Here is a 15,138-nt window from a genome sequence, read left to right as displayed (position 1 = left end):
GGGGCCAAACGGCCCCTTGCGGATCAGCGAAAGTCGCTGCGCTTACTTGGCCGGTGCGCTGGCTGCATCGGCTGCAGCGGGGCTGGCCGCATCAGCAGCAGATTGCGCTTCGGCGGCAGCCGGGCTGGCAGCCTCGACGACCGGGGCGCTGGCCGCTTCGGCAGCAGGCGCTGCTTCTTCAGCCTTCTTGCATGCACCCAGGCTCAGCGCCAGCAGTACGGACAAAGCAATCACTCGCATCGACATTTCTATTCTCCTATTGAATTGGTAAGCATCAGCAACCACACATCATGCACACAAGGGCTGCGCCTGACATGCTAAGCCCGCATGGATGACAGAAATCGTTGCAGGCGTGGAAGCGGCGTAAATTTACGTGAAGCGATGGGGATAACGCGCGAACAGGGCCTGTTGTTGACACGGAATGCAATAAAAAAAGGCCCTTGCGGGCCTTTTCTGAGCGAAGCGCGTGCGGACAGCTTACTTGACGCGGTTCTTGTATTCGTCGGTACGCGTATCGATTTCGATCTTGTCGCCGATTTCAACGAAAGCCGGCACCGGCAGTTCGAAACCGGTGGCCAGACGTGCAGGCTTCATCACCTTGCCCGAGGTATCGCCCTTGACGGCCGGCTCGGTGTATTCGACCACGCGCACGACCGAGGTCGGCAGTTCGACCGAGATGGCCTTGTCGTTGTAGAACACGACTTCGCACTGCAGGCCGTCTTCGAGGTACTTGAGCGCGTCGGTCATGTTGTCCGGCTCGATCTCGTACTGGTTGTATTCAGCATCCATGAACACGTACATCGGATCAGCGAAGTAGGAGTAGGTCACTTCCTTGCGATCGAGCTGCACGACTTCAAACTTGTCGTCGGCCTTGTAGACCGATTCCGAACCCGCTTCGGTGAGCAGGTTCTTGAATTTCATCTTCACGACGGCGGCGTTGCGGCCACCCTTGCTGTATTCGGCACGTTGCACGACCAGTGCGTCTGCACCGACCATCACGACATTACCAACGCGGAGTTCTTGAGCGGTTTTCATAGGGGCACCCTGATGGCGCCATGGCGCCGGAGATTACAAAGCCGGCTATTCTAGCAAATGCCTGCAAAAAATCAGCAACTTGGAAGCCAAATCGCCTTGATCGGCGACACATTCGGCCCATTTTGCAGCGTGTTGCCCCAGTTCCGGCAAGGCGGCACGCAGGGCTGGCCAGTGTTCGGCGGCACCGGCCTGATCGTCCCAGGCCCGCCAGAAGTCGCGCCGCGCCTGGGCCGCCGCCGCGGGCAAACCGCCCTCCGAGCGCTGCAGAAAGGCCTCCAGCTTGGGCCGATGCGCCGCCTCTTGCTGCTGGTAGATGTGCCAGACGAAGGGGCGCTGCGCCCACTGCGCGCGAACGAAGGAGTCCTCGCCGCGCACGAAATTCAGATCGCAGGCCCACAGCAGACGGTCGTAATCGCTTTGTGCGAGGAAGGGCAGCACGGCGATGCTCAGCGCGCCATGCTGCAACACATCACCGGCGTGCAGACTGGACAGGCCAACCCACTGCGCCACGGCCGGCAATGAGCGGCCCAGGGGCACGGCGCAAAATACCGGCTGATCACCATTGGCCCAGGCCGCCAACAGGCTCGGCAAGGCAGCGTTCTCGTAGGCAAACAGCGAAACCTTGAGCGCAGCAGCCGAGGGATTCAGCCGCAGGCTGCGCCAGAACGCCGCCTGCGCCAGTGCATCAGCCTGAAACGCGCGGCGCTCGGCATCGAGCGCCTGCTCACGCAGCAAACCGCCGGTCTGCGGCGTGAAGCCTGGGAAGAAGAAGTACTTGCGCAAGCCGCCCGGCTGCGGCGAGGGCAGGCCATGGCAGCCTTCCACCCAGTCTTCCGCGCTGAGGTATTCGAGATTGATCCACTGCGGCGGCGGATTGCACGCCTGCATGGCCTGCACGTAGCTGGCGGGCGGATTGCAGGCGAAGGCTTCGATGACCAGCTGCGCCGGCACGGCTGCGGCCGCCTCCTGCCAGTCGCCGAGCGCAACGCCCTGCCATTCGCGGCGCCCGCGCAGCTCCGGCACCAGGGCGTGCAGCACCACGGGCTGGTCGATCCACAGCCGCACGCGGCAGCCGTGTTCGAGCGCCAGCTGACGCGCCAGACGCCAGCACACGCCCGCGTCGCCGAAGTTGTCGATGACGGTACAGAAGATATCGACATGCAGCGCGGACTTCGTCATCAGGGGCATTCTCTTCAGGCAGTCATAGCAGGCGGCAGGCTGGTCGGATGACTTTGGCAATCGGCCGCCCGACGCCTAAGATGCTGCCATGTTCACGGCCCAACTGTCGCGTTTTTTCGCCAAAGCGCCTACTCAAGTGCTTTCCCTGATCGCCGTGTCGGTGCTGGCCCACGTCACCATGTCGGGCGGGCGTGTCGCGGCATCGCTGTTTGCCCTGCGTCACGGCGGCTCGGAGGCCATGGCCGGCATCGCCTACAGCCTCTACGGTCTACTGCCGGCACTGCTGTCGCTGCACATGGGACGCTGGATCGACCGCGTCGGGCCGCGCCTGGTGATGCGCCTGAGCCTGATCGCCATGATCTGCGGGCTGGCGCTGCCGGTGCTGTGGCTCAATCTGCCGGTGATCCTGCTGACCGCGACCCTCGGCGGCTTCGGTTTTGGCAGCTACATGCTGGCGGCCAATGTCTGCGTGTCCTACATGGACTTCGAGCAGGAGAGCGAGCGCGTCGGCATGATCGGCTGGCTGCAGCTGGGGAACTCGGTGTCCTCGGTCGTCGGCCCCTCGCTGGTCGGCCTGCTGATCGACTTCAGCGGCTTTCGTGCGGCCTTTGGCGGACTGGCGCTGATCGTGCTGGGCAGCTTCCTCACCTCGTACCGCGTGCATCTGCCCGATGGCAAGCGCGAGCGGGCACGCGCGCCGCGCGGCGATGCCAGCGTGGTGCGGATGGTCTTCAGCAGCCCGCAGCTGCTGCGCATCTATATTCTGGCGATGACCGTGTCGATGGCCTGGGATGGCTTCAACTTCATGGTGCCGGTGCTCGGCCAGGCGCGCGGCTACTCGGCCACGGTGATCGGCATGGTGCTGTCGGCCTTCGCGATCGGCACCTTCGCCATTCGCGCAGCCCTGCCCTGGCTCTCGCGCCGCATGCCGGAGTGGCGCCAGCTGAGTCTTGCCTTTGCGCTCACTGCCAGTGTCTTCTTCCTGCTGCCGCTGGCCCGCAGCAGCGTGCTGCTGGCCACGCTGGGCTTCATCTTCGGCCTTGCCGCCGGTGCCGGCCAGCCGAACATCCTCAGCCTGATCTACCGCGCCATGCCCGACGGCAAGGCCGGCGAAGGCGCCGGTCTGCGTTCGATGATGGGTAATCTGATGGGCCTCACCGGCCCCTCGGTCTACGGCGCAGTGAGCACCCTGTTCGGCGCCGTGCCGGTGTTCCTGATCATCGCCTGCGTGATGAGCGTATCGAGCTGGCAAGCCCAGCGTGGTGCACACCACAGCTTGCAAGCAGGCTAGGCGCCAGGCAAGCGCTCGTCATCAAGCTGTCACCTTGAAGCTTTAGCGTCGCCCCCTTTGCCGCCACAAGGGATTTGACGCTTATGCAACGCACGCCACACGCCACCGCCTGGATGGCGATTCTGTGCCTGAGTCTGGGTCTGCTGACCGCCTGCGGTGGGCAGGACGACGCAGTCACCAGCTCCGCATCCTCCTCGGCGTCCTCGGTGGCGCCGGGCCCCTGGAGCACGGCCAGCATCGGCAGCGTCATTTTGGTCAAGCTCTCCGATCTCAAGCCCACCCAAGGCGGTTTGGGCTATGACCAGATCTATTACAAGCTCGGCCGCTACGAGCTGGTGCCGAGCAAGAAGTTCGACGACTTCTGCGCCGACACCGGCATGACGGGCGTCGCCACTTCGACCACCAGCTCCAGCTTGAGCGATGCCAGCAGCTTCAGCTGCACGCTGACCGACACCAGCAAGCGCGATACCACGGTGCTGCCCACCGTTGTCGTCGGCCCCAACGGCAGCAGCCTATACCTGACCGATGGTCACCACGGCATGTCGACCTATTACGAAGTCGCCGACGGCGGGCCCAACCTGGTCGTTCCGGTACTCGTCAAAAACAATTTCTCGGCCTATTCCGGCAGCGCGTTCTGGACCCAGATGAGCAGCAACAACTATCTGTGGCTCAAGGACGGCAATGACAACACCATCACGCCCGACAAACTGCCCAGCGGACTGGGGCTCAAGAACGGCTTGCAGAATGATGTCTATCGCTCGCTGGTCTATTTCACCCGCGACGTCGGCTACAGCAAGCCGAGCATCAGCACCGACTTCCTGGAGTTCTACTGGGCCGAGTGGCTACGCGCCAACAGCAGCTTCAAGCTGGCCAGCTTCGATCTGAGCAAGCTCAACAGCAGCCTCACCGATCCGGTCGCCGACACCGGTTATCTCGGCGCCGTATGGAACGCGTCCTTGCTGATGGTCGCGGCGAGCGACCCGATCATTGCCGGCAAAACCGGCGCTGATCTGGGCAAGCTCGCCAGCATCAATGCCGGCAGCGCCTACAACAAGGGCACTTTTGGCGACCTGAGCAAGGCCATCAGCAACAGCAAGCCCGGCAAGATCGCCTACACCCTCAACTACAAGACCGCGCACGGACTTTAGGCTGACAGAAAAGCCTCAGCGGCGCGACAGCAGCAGCCCGCACTCAAGGTGGTGGGTGTAGGGGAACTGGTCGAATACCGCTGAGGCGCGGATCTCGTGCGTCGCCTGCAGGGCGCGCGCATTGTCGAGCAAGGTGTGCGGGTTGCAGGAGATGTAGAGGATGTTGCGGAAGCCGGCAGCCAGCGCCAGGGTCGGCGCATCCAGGCCGCTGCGCGGCGGATCGACGAACAGGGTCGAGAAGGCGTAGCTGTCGAGATCGATGTCCTTCATGCGCCGATAGGCACGCGTGCGTGCCAGCGCATCGCTGATCTCGTCGCTGGACATGCGCACCATCGCCACATTGTCGACGCCATTCGCCTCCAGGTTGTAATGCGCGGCATTGACCGAGGATTTGCTCACCTCGGTGGCCAGCACGCGGCCGAACTGCGGCGCCAGCGCGACGGTGAAATTGCCATTGCCGCAGTACAGCTCCAGCAGATCGCCGCCCAGCTCGCCAGCCTGCGCGCAGGCCCAGGCCAGCATCTGGCGATTGACGCCGCCATTGGGCTGGGTGAAAGCGCCTTCGATGTGTTTGTAGCGCAGCGTGCGGCCATTCATCTCGAAGGATTCGAGTAGCCAGTCGCGTTCGAGCACGATCTTCTGCTTCAGGCTGCGGCCGACGATCTGCGCCTGCATCTGCACCGCCAGCTCCCGCGCAGCCTGCTCCCAGGCGGCATCGAGCTTGCGGTGATAGATCAGGGTGATCATCAGCTCGCCGCTCAGGGTGGCGAGGAAATTCACCTGGAACAGCCGCGTCTTCAGCGCCGCATTGTCCTGCAGCACGGCGCGCAAGCGCGGCATGGCCGCACAGATGGCCTCGCAGGCGACCGGGAAATACTCGATCAGCACCGCCCGCTTGGGCTCCTCGGGGTCGAACATCGCGTAATCGATCTGCTCGCCGGCGTGCCAGATGCGGAATTCGGCGCGCATGCGGTAATGCTGCGCCGCCGAGGCGTGCACGGCCGGCTCGGGCAAGCCCAGCGGCGCAAAGTCGTGCTTGAACTGCGCCAGCTTGGCCGCCAGTTGTGCGGCGTAATCAGCAGGGTCTATCGTGGGCAGGGCCATGGTGTAAGTGCGCGTGCAAAGTAAGGGCCGCAAAAGCAAAAAGCCCAGTCTGTAGACTAGGGCGTGTTTACATTCACCCGGCGGATTGCGTTGAAGTGCAGGGCTTGCCACGTGCTTGCCAAAAGCGGGCGCGCGACACAGTGCAGGGTCTCGGTTGGCAAAATCGCCCTGTACAAGGAGCGCAACGCAGGATGGCGAGCCCTGCACTTCAACCCTAAGGGCGGGTACTGAATTGACCGCAGCACAGCGTTGCAGCTCCTCCTCAGGGGGCCACCCTGACAGCGTCGCTGCGCCTTGTTCTGCGCCCAATTCAGCACCCGCGCAACCGCCGCGTGAATGTAAGCACGCCCTAAGCTGTTCGGGAATTTGGTGGGGGCAGTAGGATTCGAACCTACGACCTACTGATTAAGAGTCAGCTGCTCTACCAACTGAGCTATACCCCCGGATTCTGCAGCGCTTGCGGCACTGTGGCTGCCTGCAGGGCAGCAGCCAGGGAATCAAATAGCCAGCATTTTTTGATCGTTCGCAGATCTTGCCGTCTGTTGAAAGAGCTTACGCAAGATCGACACAGCTGTCAAAAGCGCGGCCCCAGGCCGCGCTCAGAAACCGGACTCGCGCCAGAGGACGGCGACAAACTGGCGCAGATAACGCAGGCCCGGCGCTTCCCAATCTGCGGCAATGGCGACCTGACCACGCCAGCGGTGCTGCTGCTGCGGGTATTCGATTTCGCTTTGCAATTGCACGCGATAAATCGCCCGCTCGGGGTAGAGCGCGCCATGTTTTTCGCGCACGCTGATTGAGCCGCCGAACATGCTGGCCAGCTCGCCTTCGGCCAGCGTGCGGGTGGCATCGGAATCGATGGCGAGGACGCGCAGGCGAATATTCGGCCCGCTGCCGCCATCGGCCGTGAACACCGCACGATCACCGGCGGCAATGCGCGCCAGGTCTTCATCATCGACATACACCGTGGCGCGCAGAAAGCCCGGGCCGCTGATCCGCCCCAGCACTTCACGCGGGCTGAGCCAGTCGCCCACCCGCAGGTCTGGATCGCGATCGCGCAGCACGCCCGGCAAGTTGCTGCTCAGGTGGTATTGCCCGGAATCGGCGTCGACCGACTTCTGCTCGGCCTGCGAGGTGCCCAGCTGTTCCTTGAGCACCTGCCAATCCTTGCGCCGCTCCGCATCAAACGCCGAGGCGCCGGACAGCCAGTCCAGCTGCTCGCTGCGCGCACGCGCCTGGCGGGCACGCAGTTCCAGCTCGGGCGAGCGCAGATCAAACAGGCGCACGCCGGCGGCTTCGGCTGCGCCAGCCTCGGCGTGCATGGCGCTGAGCTGGGCATTGCGCGGCGCGTAAAAAACCTGCTCGACGGCCGGATAGAGCACGCCACTCTGCACCACGCGGGTCGGCCAGGGCACGGCGAACAAGAGCAGCAAGATCGTCGCCAGCAGCAGGCTGCGCCGCGTTGCCGGGCGTGATCGCACCTGTGGCCAGATCTCGCGCCAGACGCGGAACTCGGTCCAAAAGGGCTTGGCCACGAACCAGATCATCTCGACCAGGAAGAGCAGGATGCCGACCGCTTTGATGAAGAAGTGATAGACCAGGAAGGCGATGCCGAGAAATAGCGTCAGCCGATAGATCCAGGTGGCCCAGGCAAACAGGATCAGTCCGCCATGGCGCAGCCGTGGAAACAGCTCCGGCAGCGGCGCACCGAGCCCGAACAAGCGCTCGCGCAAATCCCAGCGCGCCAGCGCAAACGCACGCTGGTGCAAATTGGGAATCTGCAGGGCGTCGGCGAGCAGAAAGTAGCCATCGAAACGCATGAAGGGGCTGGCGTTGATCAGCAGGGTCGAGATCCAGGTCGTTGAGGAGAGGAGGAAAGCGGCCGTGCGAAGCGCACCATCGGGCAGCAGGCACCACAAGAGGCTTGCCCAGACGGCCACCGTCAGCTCGGTGAGGATGCCTGCCGCCGCCACCCCCACACGCTGGCGGCGTGAAGTCAGGCGCCACACCTCGTTGGTATCGGTATAGGCCACGGGCCACAAGACGAGGAAGGCAACCCCCATGCTAGGTACCCGACAGCCATAGCGCTTGGCCGTGAAACCGTGGCCCAGCTCATGCAGCACTTTGACGCCGGCCAGGGTCGCGCCATAGGCGATCGCCCCGCTCAAGGAAAGCATCTCGACCAGGGTCGCGCTATAGCTTTGCCAGGCACGCAGCACGCCGAACAAGCCCAGCACGCCGGCCAGCAGGCTCAGATAGGCGAACTGGCGCGAGAAGAAGAAATCCACCCGCGGCAGCATGCGCGTCAGCCAGGCATCGGGGCGCAGTAGCGGGATCCGGAAGAACAGGTAGTTGTGCAGCAGCCATTGCCAGAACGTTCCCTGGCGCTGGCGCCAGCGTTCGGCCAACGCGGGCGCCGCACCAGGCGCAATCATCAGCAACTGGTTCTGCTGCAGGAACTGTAGCAGCGCCTCCAGCTGCGCCGCATCAAGCTGCAAGCTGGTCTCGCGGCGGATATCCTCGAGCAGCGCAGCGGGCGCCATGTCCCAGCGCTTGAGCATCTCGACCGAGGACCAGTCGAGCTGGAAGAACAGATTGCGCAGCGGATCGTGCAGGGTCCAGCTCGGCTGACCATCAGGCAGAACGGGACCGGGCAACAGCGAGAGCTCTTGCCGCAGGGCGGGCAGGCGTTCGTTCATCACAGCACGAGGAATTGGCGGATGCTGGCCAGCGGCCGACGCATGATCCAGTAGATGGCCGGCACCCAGCCGCCCTGGACTTTCACCGTGCCCTTCATGCCAATGCGCTGATCACTGCCGCCCGGCAAGCTGGCGCGCAGGCGATAGGCGTAGCTGCCATCCGGCCGGGGCAAGGCATCGTGGGCCAGATAGCGCAGCTGCCCGCGTTCGGAAGACAGCGGCGCAGCGCTCAGGAAGAGCTGCACATCAGCATGCTCCGGCAAGGGAATGGCGTCGCCAATCGGAATCCAGGCCTCGATCTCTTTGGCCGCCGGATTGGCAATCCGCATGATGCGCTCGCCGGTTTGTACCGGCTTGCCGATCAGCTCCGTCGGATCGTCAAGCAAGGCCACACCGTCCTGCGGTGCCAGCACTTTGGCGCGCGCGAACTGCCCGCTGAGGAAATCCACCTCGGCCTGCTTTTCGGCCATCTTGCCCAGCACGCCGGACAACTGCGCCTTGGAGCGGACATCGGAGACGGCCATTTGCGCCATCTGCCGGTACTCAGCTTCGGCGGTCGCGAGGGCTTGCCGGGCCACTTCGAGACGGGCGGCAATCGAGGCCTCGTCAAAACTGAACAGCGGGTCGCCCGCTTTGACCGCCTGATTGGTACGTACATGCACCTGGGCCAGCACACCATCGAGCGGGGCGCGGATCACGGCCGGATCGAGCGGCACCAATTCCCCCGGCGCCAGCACGCTCAGCCGCACCGGGCACAGCATCAGGGCCAGCACCAACAGCGCCAACTGCAGCCGGGGGCGGCGCCACCAGGCGAGGTCCTGACCTTGCGCGAACCAGGCGCGCAGACGCTTGAGCAATGCGGTGGGCGAATACGGCACAGGGCGCAGCAAGCCGTTCCAGGCATGCAGCCAGACCGCGATCCACTCGGCCAGCAGGGGATGCGCCGCCTCGTCCCAGGGCTCATCACAGACGAAGAGCACGCCACCCGCGCGCGATTCGAAACGCTGCGTATTGGCGGCCAGGGGCGCCCAATAGACATGCTCCGCAAGCCATTCGCCCCATTCGGCAGCCAGCTCGGCAGGCAGCGCCTCGGGATGGATGCGCTGCAGCGGTGCGCTGGACGCAGCGCCCGCGTTCAGATGCTTCATCAGCCGGTTCAGCCACAGGCTGAACGGCGTGTTGGCCTCCGCAGCCAGCAAGCCCGAGACGGTATGCAGCCCCTGCCCCTCAAACCACAGCAGCGCCTGACGATACGGCAGCAAACGCCGCGTATCGTTGACCAGCAGAAAGCCCAGCTCCGGCAGCGTGCTCGCGCGGCGCGCCGCCTGTCCCAGCTCAACCAGTAGCAATAGCGGATGTGTCGTCGGTCTCGCCTCGGTCATACCCGACTACTCGCCACCAACGCTGCTTTGGCCACTGCGCGCAAATGCGGCGACAAGCCACGCGGCTGCCCGGCTGACTTCAGCTGCTCGGACAGGCCGGCACGGATGGGTAACGGCGCGCGCTCGGCCTGCGGCAATGTCAGGGACAAGACATCAGCATCGGCCGGCAAAAAGTCACCCATGATCTGGCTGGTGTTGCGACCGATGCGGATCTTGATCATCGTCTCGGCCGTACGACCGTTCTGATCGCGAGCGATTACCCTCACCACGATCTCACCTTGCGCACTGGCTGGCGGCGTGCCTTCCAGGGTGCCGGTGCTCGGGTTGAAGCTCAACCAGCTCGGCAGGGCCTGACCATCTTGCTGGATCGCCGTAACGCTGACTTGCGCCGTCGCACTGCTGTGCACGAAGGTGCCTTGTGGCACGGTGACACTGACCCGGCTGCCAAGGTCGAAATTGAATTGGCCCTGATCCGGGCGGGTCACCTCCAGCACCGCGGCACGATTGCCCGCATCCAGCCCGCTGCCCGCCGCGAAAGTCACCAAACCCGAGCTAGCGGCTGACTGCACAGGCGGCACCGTCTGCCCCTGTGACGACGTGCTTGAGGTTTCACTCTGCACCGGCGCAACAACGGGCACAAGCTGCGGCGGCGTGATGGTGCCGCTGGAAACCGGCGACAGGAAGGTGATCTCGGCTGTCGGCGTCACGGGGGTACTCGGCTCGACCACAGTCACCGGTACCGTCTCCACAGGTGCCGACGGCGCGGCAGGCTCAACGACCACCGGCGGCGGCGCCACGGTATCCAGCGTGAAGCCGGTCGTGACCGTAGCGCCGTGGCCGTCATCAGCAGACACGACGATATTCAACGCAGTCGAACCCGAGGGCGGCTGGCCGGAGAAGCTACGGCTGACCGGATCGAAACTCAGCCAGCTCGGCAAGGCGCTACCGTCCGCCAGACGTGCCGAGAGCGTCAAGGTATCGCCATCGACGTCGCTGAAGGTATTGGCCGGCACACTGAAGCTGATCGTGCCCGAGCCGTTGAAGCTCTGGTTGGCAATCGCGTTGGCCACGCTGGGCGCATCATTCACATTGCTCAAGCTGAGGCTGAAGTTCTGCGTCACGCTGCCGCCCTGCGCATCACTGACCGTGAGCTTGACGGCAAGCGCCGACAGATCATTCGGCGGGTTGCCCTGGAAGCTGCGCGTCGCCGGGTCGAAACTCAGCCAGGCAGGCAGCGCGCCGCCATCTGCCAGCGTGGCGCTGAAGCTCAAGCTGTCGCCCTCGGCATCGCTGAAAGCACCGCTCGGTATGACAAAGCTCCAGCTGCCCGAACCGCTGAAACTTTGCGGCTGCACGCCAAGGCTGACGATCGGTGCGTCATTGCTCGCAGCAAGACTGACCGTGTAATTCGTCGTCGTGCTGCTGCCGTTACCATCGCTCAGTGTCAGCGTGAAACTTTCCGTCGTGTTGGATTTCAGCGCGTTGATGGCATTTGCATTCGGCGTGAAGACGTAAGCACCGGTCGTGGTATTCACGCTCAAGGAACCATAGCTGCCCACCAGCGTGCTACTACCCGCGGATACCACACCGCCCTGAATACCGTACACCAAAGTCTGACCGGCATCGCGCTCGCTACCGCCCAAGCTGCCACTGGCCGCACTGAAACTGTCGGCAGCGCTGGTATCGGTGAAGCTGGCCGCCGTCGGCGTGGCAAGCGTCGGTGTGTCGTTGGCCCCCGTCAGGTTGACCGTGTAGCTCGTTGTCGTCGTACCGCCATTGCCATCACTGACCGTCAGCGTGAAGCTCTCGCTGGTATTCGCGGTGAGGGCGTTGATGGCTGTCGCATTGGGCGTATAGACGTAAGCGCCGGTCGAGGTGTTCACGCTCAGGCTACCGTAGGTGCCCACGACCGTGCTCAGACCTCCCGCAACACTGCCGCCCTGGACGCCGTAGACCAGGCTTTGGCCACTGTCGCGATCCGTGCCGCCCAGACTGCCGGACACATCGCTGAAGCTGTCGTTGGCACTGGTATCCGTGAAGCTCGCGGCACTCGGCACGATCAGTGTTGGCGCGTCGTTGGCACCCGTCAGGTTGACCGTGTAGCTCGTCGTCGTACCGCCATTGCCATCACTGACCGTCAGCGTGAAGCTCTCGCTGGCATTCGCGGTGAGGGCGTTGATGGCTGTGGCGTTCGGCGTATAGACGTAAGCACCAGTCGAGGTATTCACGCTCAGGCTACCGTAGGTGCCCACGACCGTGCTCAGGCCTCCCGCAACACTGCCGCCCTGGACGCCGTAGACCAGGCTTTGGCCACTGTCGCGATCCGTGCCGCCCAGACTGCCGGACACATCGCTGAAGCTGTCGTTGGCACTGGTATCCGTGAAGCTCGCGGCACTCGGCACGATCAGTGTTGGCGCGTCGTTGGCACCCGTCAGGTTGACCGTGTAGCTCGTCGTCGTCGTCCCGCCATTGCCATCACTGACCGTCAGCGTGAAGCTCTCGCTGGTATTCGCGGTGAGGGCGTTGATGGCTGTCGCATTGGGCGTATAGATGTAAGCCCCGGTCGAGGTGTTCACGCTCAGGCTGCCGTAGGTACCCACGACCGTGCTCACCCCTCCCGCAACACTGCCGCCCTGGACGCCGTAGACCAGACTTTGGCCACTGTCGCGATCCGTGCCGCCCAGACTGCCTGTATCGTTGCTGAAGCTGTCATTGGCGCTGGTATCCGTGAAGCTCGCTGCACTCGGCACGATCAGCGTCGGCGTATCGTTGGCCCCCGTCAGGTTGACCGTGTAGCTCGTCGTCGTCGTACCGCCATTGCCATCACTGACCGTCAGCGTGAAGCTCTCGCTGGCATTCGCGGTGAGGGCGTTGATGGCTGTCGCATTGGGCGTATAGATGTAAGCCCCGGTCGAGGTGTTCACGCTCAGGCTACCGTAGGTGCCCACGACCGTGCTCAGGCCTCCCGCAACACTGCCGCCCTGGACGCCATAGACCAGGCTTTGGCCACTGTCGCGATCCGTGCCGCCCAGACTGCCGGTGTCGTTGCTGAAGCTGTCATTGGCACTGGTATCCGTGAAGCTCGCGGCACTCGGCACGATCAGTGTCGGCGCGTCGTTGGCACCCGTCAGGTTGACCGTGTAGCTCGTCGTCGTCGTCCCGCCATTGCCATCACTGACCGTCAGCGTGAAGCTCTCGCTGGTATTCGCGGTGAGGGCGTTGATGGCTGTGGCGTTCGGCGTGTAGGTGTAGGCGCCCGTACTTGTGTTGACGCTCAGGCTACCGTAGGTGCCCACGAGCGTGCTCAGACCTCCCGCAACACTGCCGCCTTGGACGCCGTAGACCAGACTTTGACCACTGTCGCGATCCGTGCCGCCCAGACTGCCGGTGTCGTTGCTGAAGCTGTCATTGGCGCTGGTATCCGTGAAGCTCGCTGCACTCGGCACGATCAGCGTCGGCGTATCGTTGGCCCCCGTCAGGTTGACCGTGTAGCTCGTTGTCGTCGTCCCGCCATTGCCATCACTGACCGTCAGCGTGAAGCTCTCGCTGGTATTCGCGGTGAGGGCGTTGATGGCTGTGGCGTTCGGCGTGTAGGTGTAGGCGCCCGTACTCGTGTTGACGCTCAGGCTGCCATAGGTCCCCGCCAGCGTGCTCAGACCTCCCGCAACACTGCCGCCCTGGACGCCATAGACCAGGCTTTGGCCACTGTCGCGATCCGTGCCGCCCAGACTGCCGGTGTCGTTGCTGAAGCTGTCATTGGCACTGGTATCCGTGAAGCTCGCGGCACTCGGCACGATCAGTGTCGGCGTATCGTTAGCGGCGGTCAGATTCACCGTGTAGGTCGCGGTGTTGCTGCCACCATTACCGTCACTGACCGTGACCGTGAAGGTATCGGTGGTGTTCGCCGTCAGCGCATTGATCGCTGTGGCATTCGGCGTGTAGGTGTAGGCGCCCGTACTCGTGTTGACGCTCAGGCTGCCATAGGTCCCCGCCAGCGTGCTCACGCCGGCACTGACTGTGCCGCCCTGGATGCCGTAGCTCAGCGTCTGACCTGAATCGCGATCCGTAGCGGCCAGCGTACCCGTGTCATTGCTGAACGTGTCATTGGCCGAGGTGTCGGTGTAGCTCGCCGCCGTCGGCGTAGCGAGCGTGGGCGTGTCGTTCGCGGCAGTCAGATTCACCGTGTAGGTCGCGGTGTTCGTGCCACCATTTCCATCGCTCACCGTGACCGTGAAGGAATCGGTCGTGCTGGCCGTCAGCGCATTGATCGCCGTGGCGTTCGGCGTGTAGGTGTAGGCACCGGTCGTCGTGTTGACCGAGAGACTGCCATAGGTCCCCGCCAGCGTGCTCACGCCGCTGGCCGCTGTGCCACCCGTGATGCCATACGTCAGCGTCTGACCTGAATCGCGATCCGTAGCGGCCAGCGTACCCGTGTCATTGCTGAAGCTGTCGTTGGCCGAGGTGTCGGTGTAGCTCGCCGCCGTCGGCGTAGCGAGCGTGGGCGTGTCGTTCGCGGCGGTCAGGTTCACCGTGTAGGTCGCGGTATTGCTGCCACCGTTGCCATCGCTCACGCTGACCGTGAAGGTATCGGTGGTGTTCGCCGTCAGCGCATTGATCGCTGTGGCATTCGGCGTGTAGGTGTAGGCGCCCGTACTCGTGTTGACGCTCAGGCTGCCATAGGTCCCCGCCAGCGTGCTCACGCCGCTGGCAACACTGCCACCCGTGATGCCATACGTCAGGGTCTGGCCCGAATCACGGTCCGTAGCGGCCAGCGTGCCGGTGTCATTGCTGAACGTGTCATTGGCCGAGGTGTCGGTGTAGCTTGCTGCAGTCGGCGTCGCTAGGGTCGGCGTGTCGTTAGCGGCGGTCAGATTCACCGTGTAGGTCGCGGTATTGCTACCACCGTTGCCGTCACTGACCGTGACCGTGAAGGTATCGGTCGTGTTCGCCGTCAGCGCGTTAATTGCCGTGGCGTTCGGCGTGTAGGTGTAGGCGCCCGTACTCGTGTTGACGCTCAGGCTGCCATAGGTCCCCGCCAGCGTGCTCACGCCGGCACTGACTGTGCCGCCCTGGATGCCGTAGCTCAGCGTCTGACCCGAATCGCGATCCGTAGCGGTCAGCGTGCCCGTGTCATTGCTGAAGCTGTCGTTGGCCGAGGTGTCGGTGTAGCTGGCGGCTGTCGGCGTCGCTAGGGTCGGCGTGTCGTTGGCCGCCGTCAGGTTTACCGTGTAGGTCGCGGTGTTCGTGCCACCATTTCCATCGCTCACCGTGACCGTGAAGGAATCGGTCGTGTTCGCCGT

Annotated in this window: 9 protein-coding genes and 1 tRNA gene; 2 read left to right on the top strand and 8 right to left on the bottom strand. The window is 63.9% G+C overall.

Going from position 1 to position 15,138, the window contains the following annotated elements; all coding sequences use genetic code 11:
* Positions 1-42: 42 nt before the first annotated feature.
* The 3 genes from ABDB84_RS16030 to earP form a co-directional block, all read right to left on the bottom strand.
* Positions 43-246 (bottom strand): hypothetical protein, encoded by a 204-nt coding sequence (locus ABDB84_RS16030; RefSeq protein WP_345920766.1) that lies wholly within the window; start codon positions 244-246, stop codon positions 43-45.
* Positions 247-477: 231 nt separating this feature from the next.
* Positions 478-1,035, bottom strand: a complete 558-nt coding sequence (efp, locus tag ABDB84_RS16025) for an elongation factor P (RefSeq protein ID WP_345920765.1) — start codon at positions 1,033-1,035, stop codon at positions 478-480.
* Between the two features lie 45 nt (positions 1,036-1,080).
* Complete coding sequence (earP, locus tag ABDB84_RS16020; RefSeq protein ID WP_345920764.1) at positions 1,081-2,214, bottom strand: elongation factor P maturation arginine rhamnosyltransferase EarP; 1,134 nt, start codon at positions 2,212-2,214, stop codon at positions 1,081-1,083.
* A gap of 88 nt (positions 2,215-2,302) precedes the next feature.
* On the opposite strand from earP, the gene ABDB84_RS16015 reads away from it, so the two are divergent.
* Complete coding sequence (locus ABDB84_RS16015; RefSeq protein ID WP_345920763.1) at positions 2,303-3,505, top strand: MFS transporter; 1,203 nt, start codon at positions 2,303-2,305, stop codon at positions 3,503-3,505.
* A gap of 83 nt (positions 3,506-3,588) precedes the next feature.
* Complete coding sequence (locus ABDB84_RS16010; RefSeq protein WP_345920762.1) at positions 3,589-4,653, top strand: ParB/Srx family N-terminal domain-containing protein; 1,065 nt, start codon at positions 3,589-3,591, stop codon at positions 4,651-4,653.
* A 15-nt stretch (positions 4,654-4,668) separates the two neighbouring features.
* Here ABDB84_RS16010 and trmA read toward each other — a convergent pair whose 3' ends face one another.
* The 5 genes from trmA to ABDB84_RS15985 form a co-directional block, all read right to left on the bottom strand.
* Positions 4,669-5,757 carry a tRNA (uridine(54)-C5)-methyltransferase TrmA gene (gene trmA / locus ABDB84_RS16005; RefSeq protein ID WP_345920760.1) on the bottom strand — a complete coding sequence of 363 codons (1,089 nt, stop codon included), beginning with the start codon at positions 5,755-5,757 and terminating at the stop codon, positions 4,669-4,671.
* A gap of 367 nt (positions 5,758-6,124) precedes the next feature.
* Positions 6,125-6,200, bottom strand: a tRNA-Lys gene (locus ABDB84_RS16000).
* A 156-nt stretch (positions 6,201-6,356) separates the two neighbouring features.
* Complete coding sequence (locus ABDB84_RS15995) at positions 6,357-8,456, bottom strand: site-2 protease family protein (protein ID WP_345920759.1); 2,100 nt, start codon at positions 8,454-8,456, stop codon at positions 6,357-6,359.
* Positions 8,456-9,838 (bottom strand): efflux RND transporter periplasmic adaptor subunit, encoded by a 1,383-nt coding sequence (locus tag ABDB84_RS15990; protein WP_345920758.1) that lies wholly within the window; start codon positions 9,836-9,838, stop codon positions 8,456-8,458. The genes ABDB84_RS15995 and ABDB84_RS15990 overlap by 1 nt, the downstream gene beginning before the upstream one ends.
* A partial coding sequence (locus ABDB84_RS15985; protein WP_345920757.1) for a VCBS domain-containing protein occupies positions 9,835-15,138 on the bottom strand: 5,304 nt, incomplete at its 5' end. The genes ABDB84_RS15990 and ABDB84_RS15985, both read right to left, overlap by 4 nt.

Source organism: Uliginosibacterium sediminicola, from assembly GCF_039631295.1.
Lineage (GTDB): Bacteria > Pseudomonadota > Gammaproteobacteria > Burkholderiales > Rhodocyclaceae > Viridibacterium > Viridibacterium sediminicola.
The sequence above is the reverse complement of the archived record's forward strand: the minus strand, read 5'-3'. Positions and strand labels throughout refer to the sequence as shown.

Coding starts and splice junctions, on each gene's coding strand:
- ABDB84_RS16015 (WP_345920763.1), top strand. CDS start 2,303: ATGTTCACGGCCCAACTGTCGCGTTTTTTCGCCAAAGCGCCTACTCAA.
- ABDB84_RS16030 (WP_345920766.1), bottom strand. CDS start 246: ATGTCGATGCGAGTGATTGCTTTGTCCGTACTGCTGGCGCTGAGCCTG.
- ABDB84_RS16010 (WP_345920762.1), top strand. CDS start 3,589: ATGCAACGCACGCCACACGCCACCGCCTGGATGGCGATTCTGTGCCTG.
- ABDB84_RS15990 (WP_345920758.1), bottom strand. CDS start 9,838: ATGACCGAGGCGAGACCGACGACACATCCGCTATTGCTACTGGTTGAG.
- trmA (WP_345920760.1), bottom strand. CDS start 5,757: ATGGCCCTGCCCACGATAGACCCTGCTGATTACGCCGCACAACTGGCG.
- ABDB84_RS15995 (WP_345920759.1), bottom strand. CDS start 8,456: ATGAACGAACGCCTGCCCGCCCTGCGGCAAGAGCTCTCGCTGTTGCCC.
- earP (WP_345920764.1), bottom strand. CDS start 2,214: ATGACGAAGTCCGCGCTGCATGTCGATATCTTCTGTACCGTCATCGAC.
- efp (WP_345920765.1), bottom strand. CDS start 1,035: ATGAAAACCGCTCAAGAACTCCGCGTTGGTAATGTCGTGATGGTCGGT.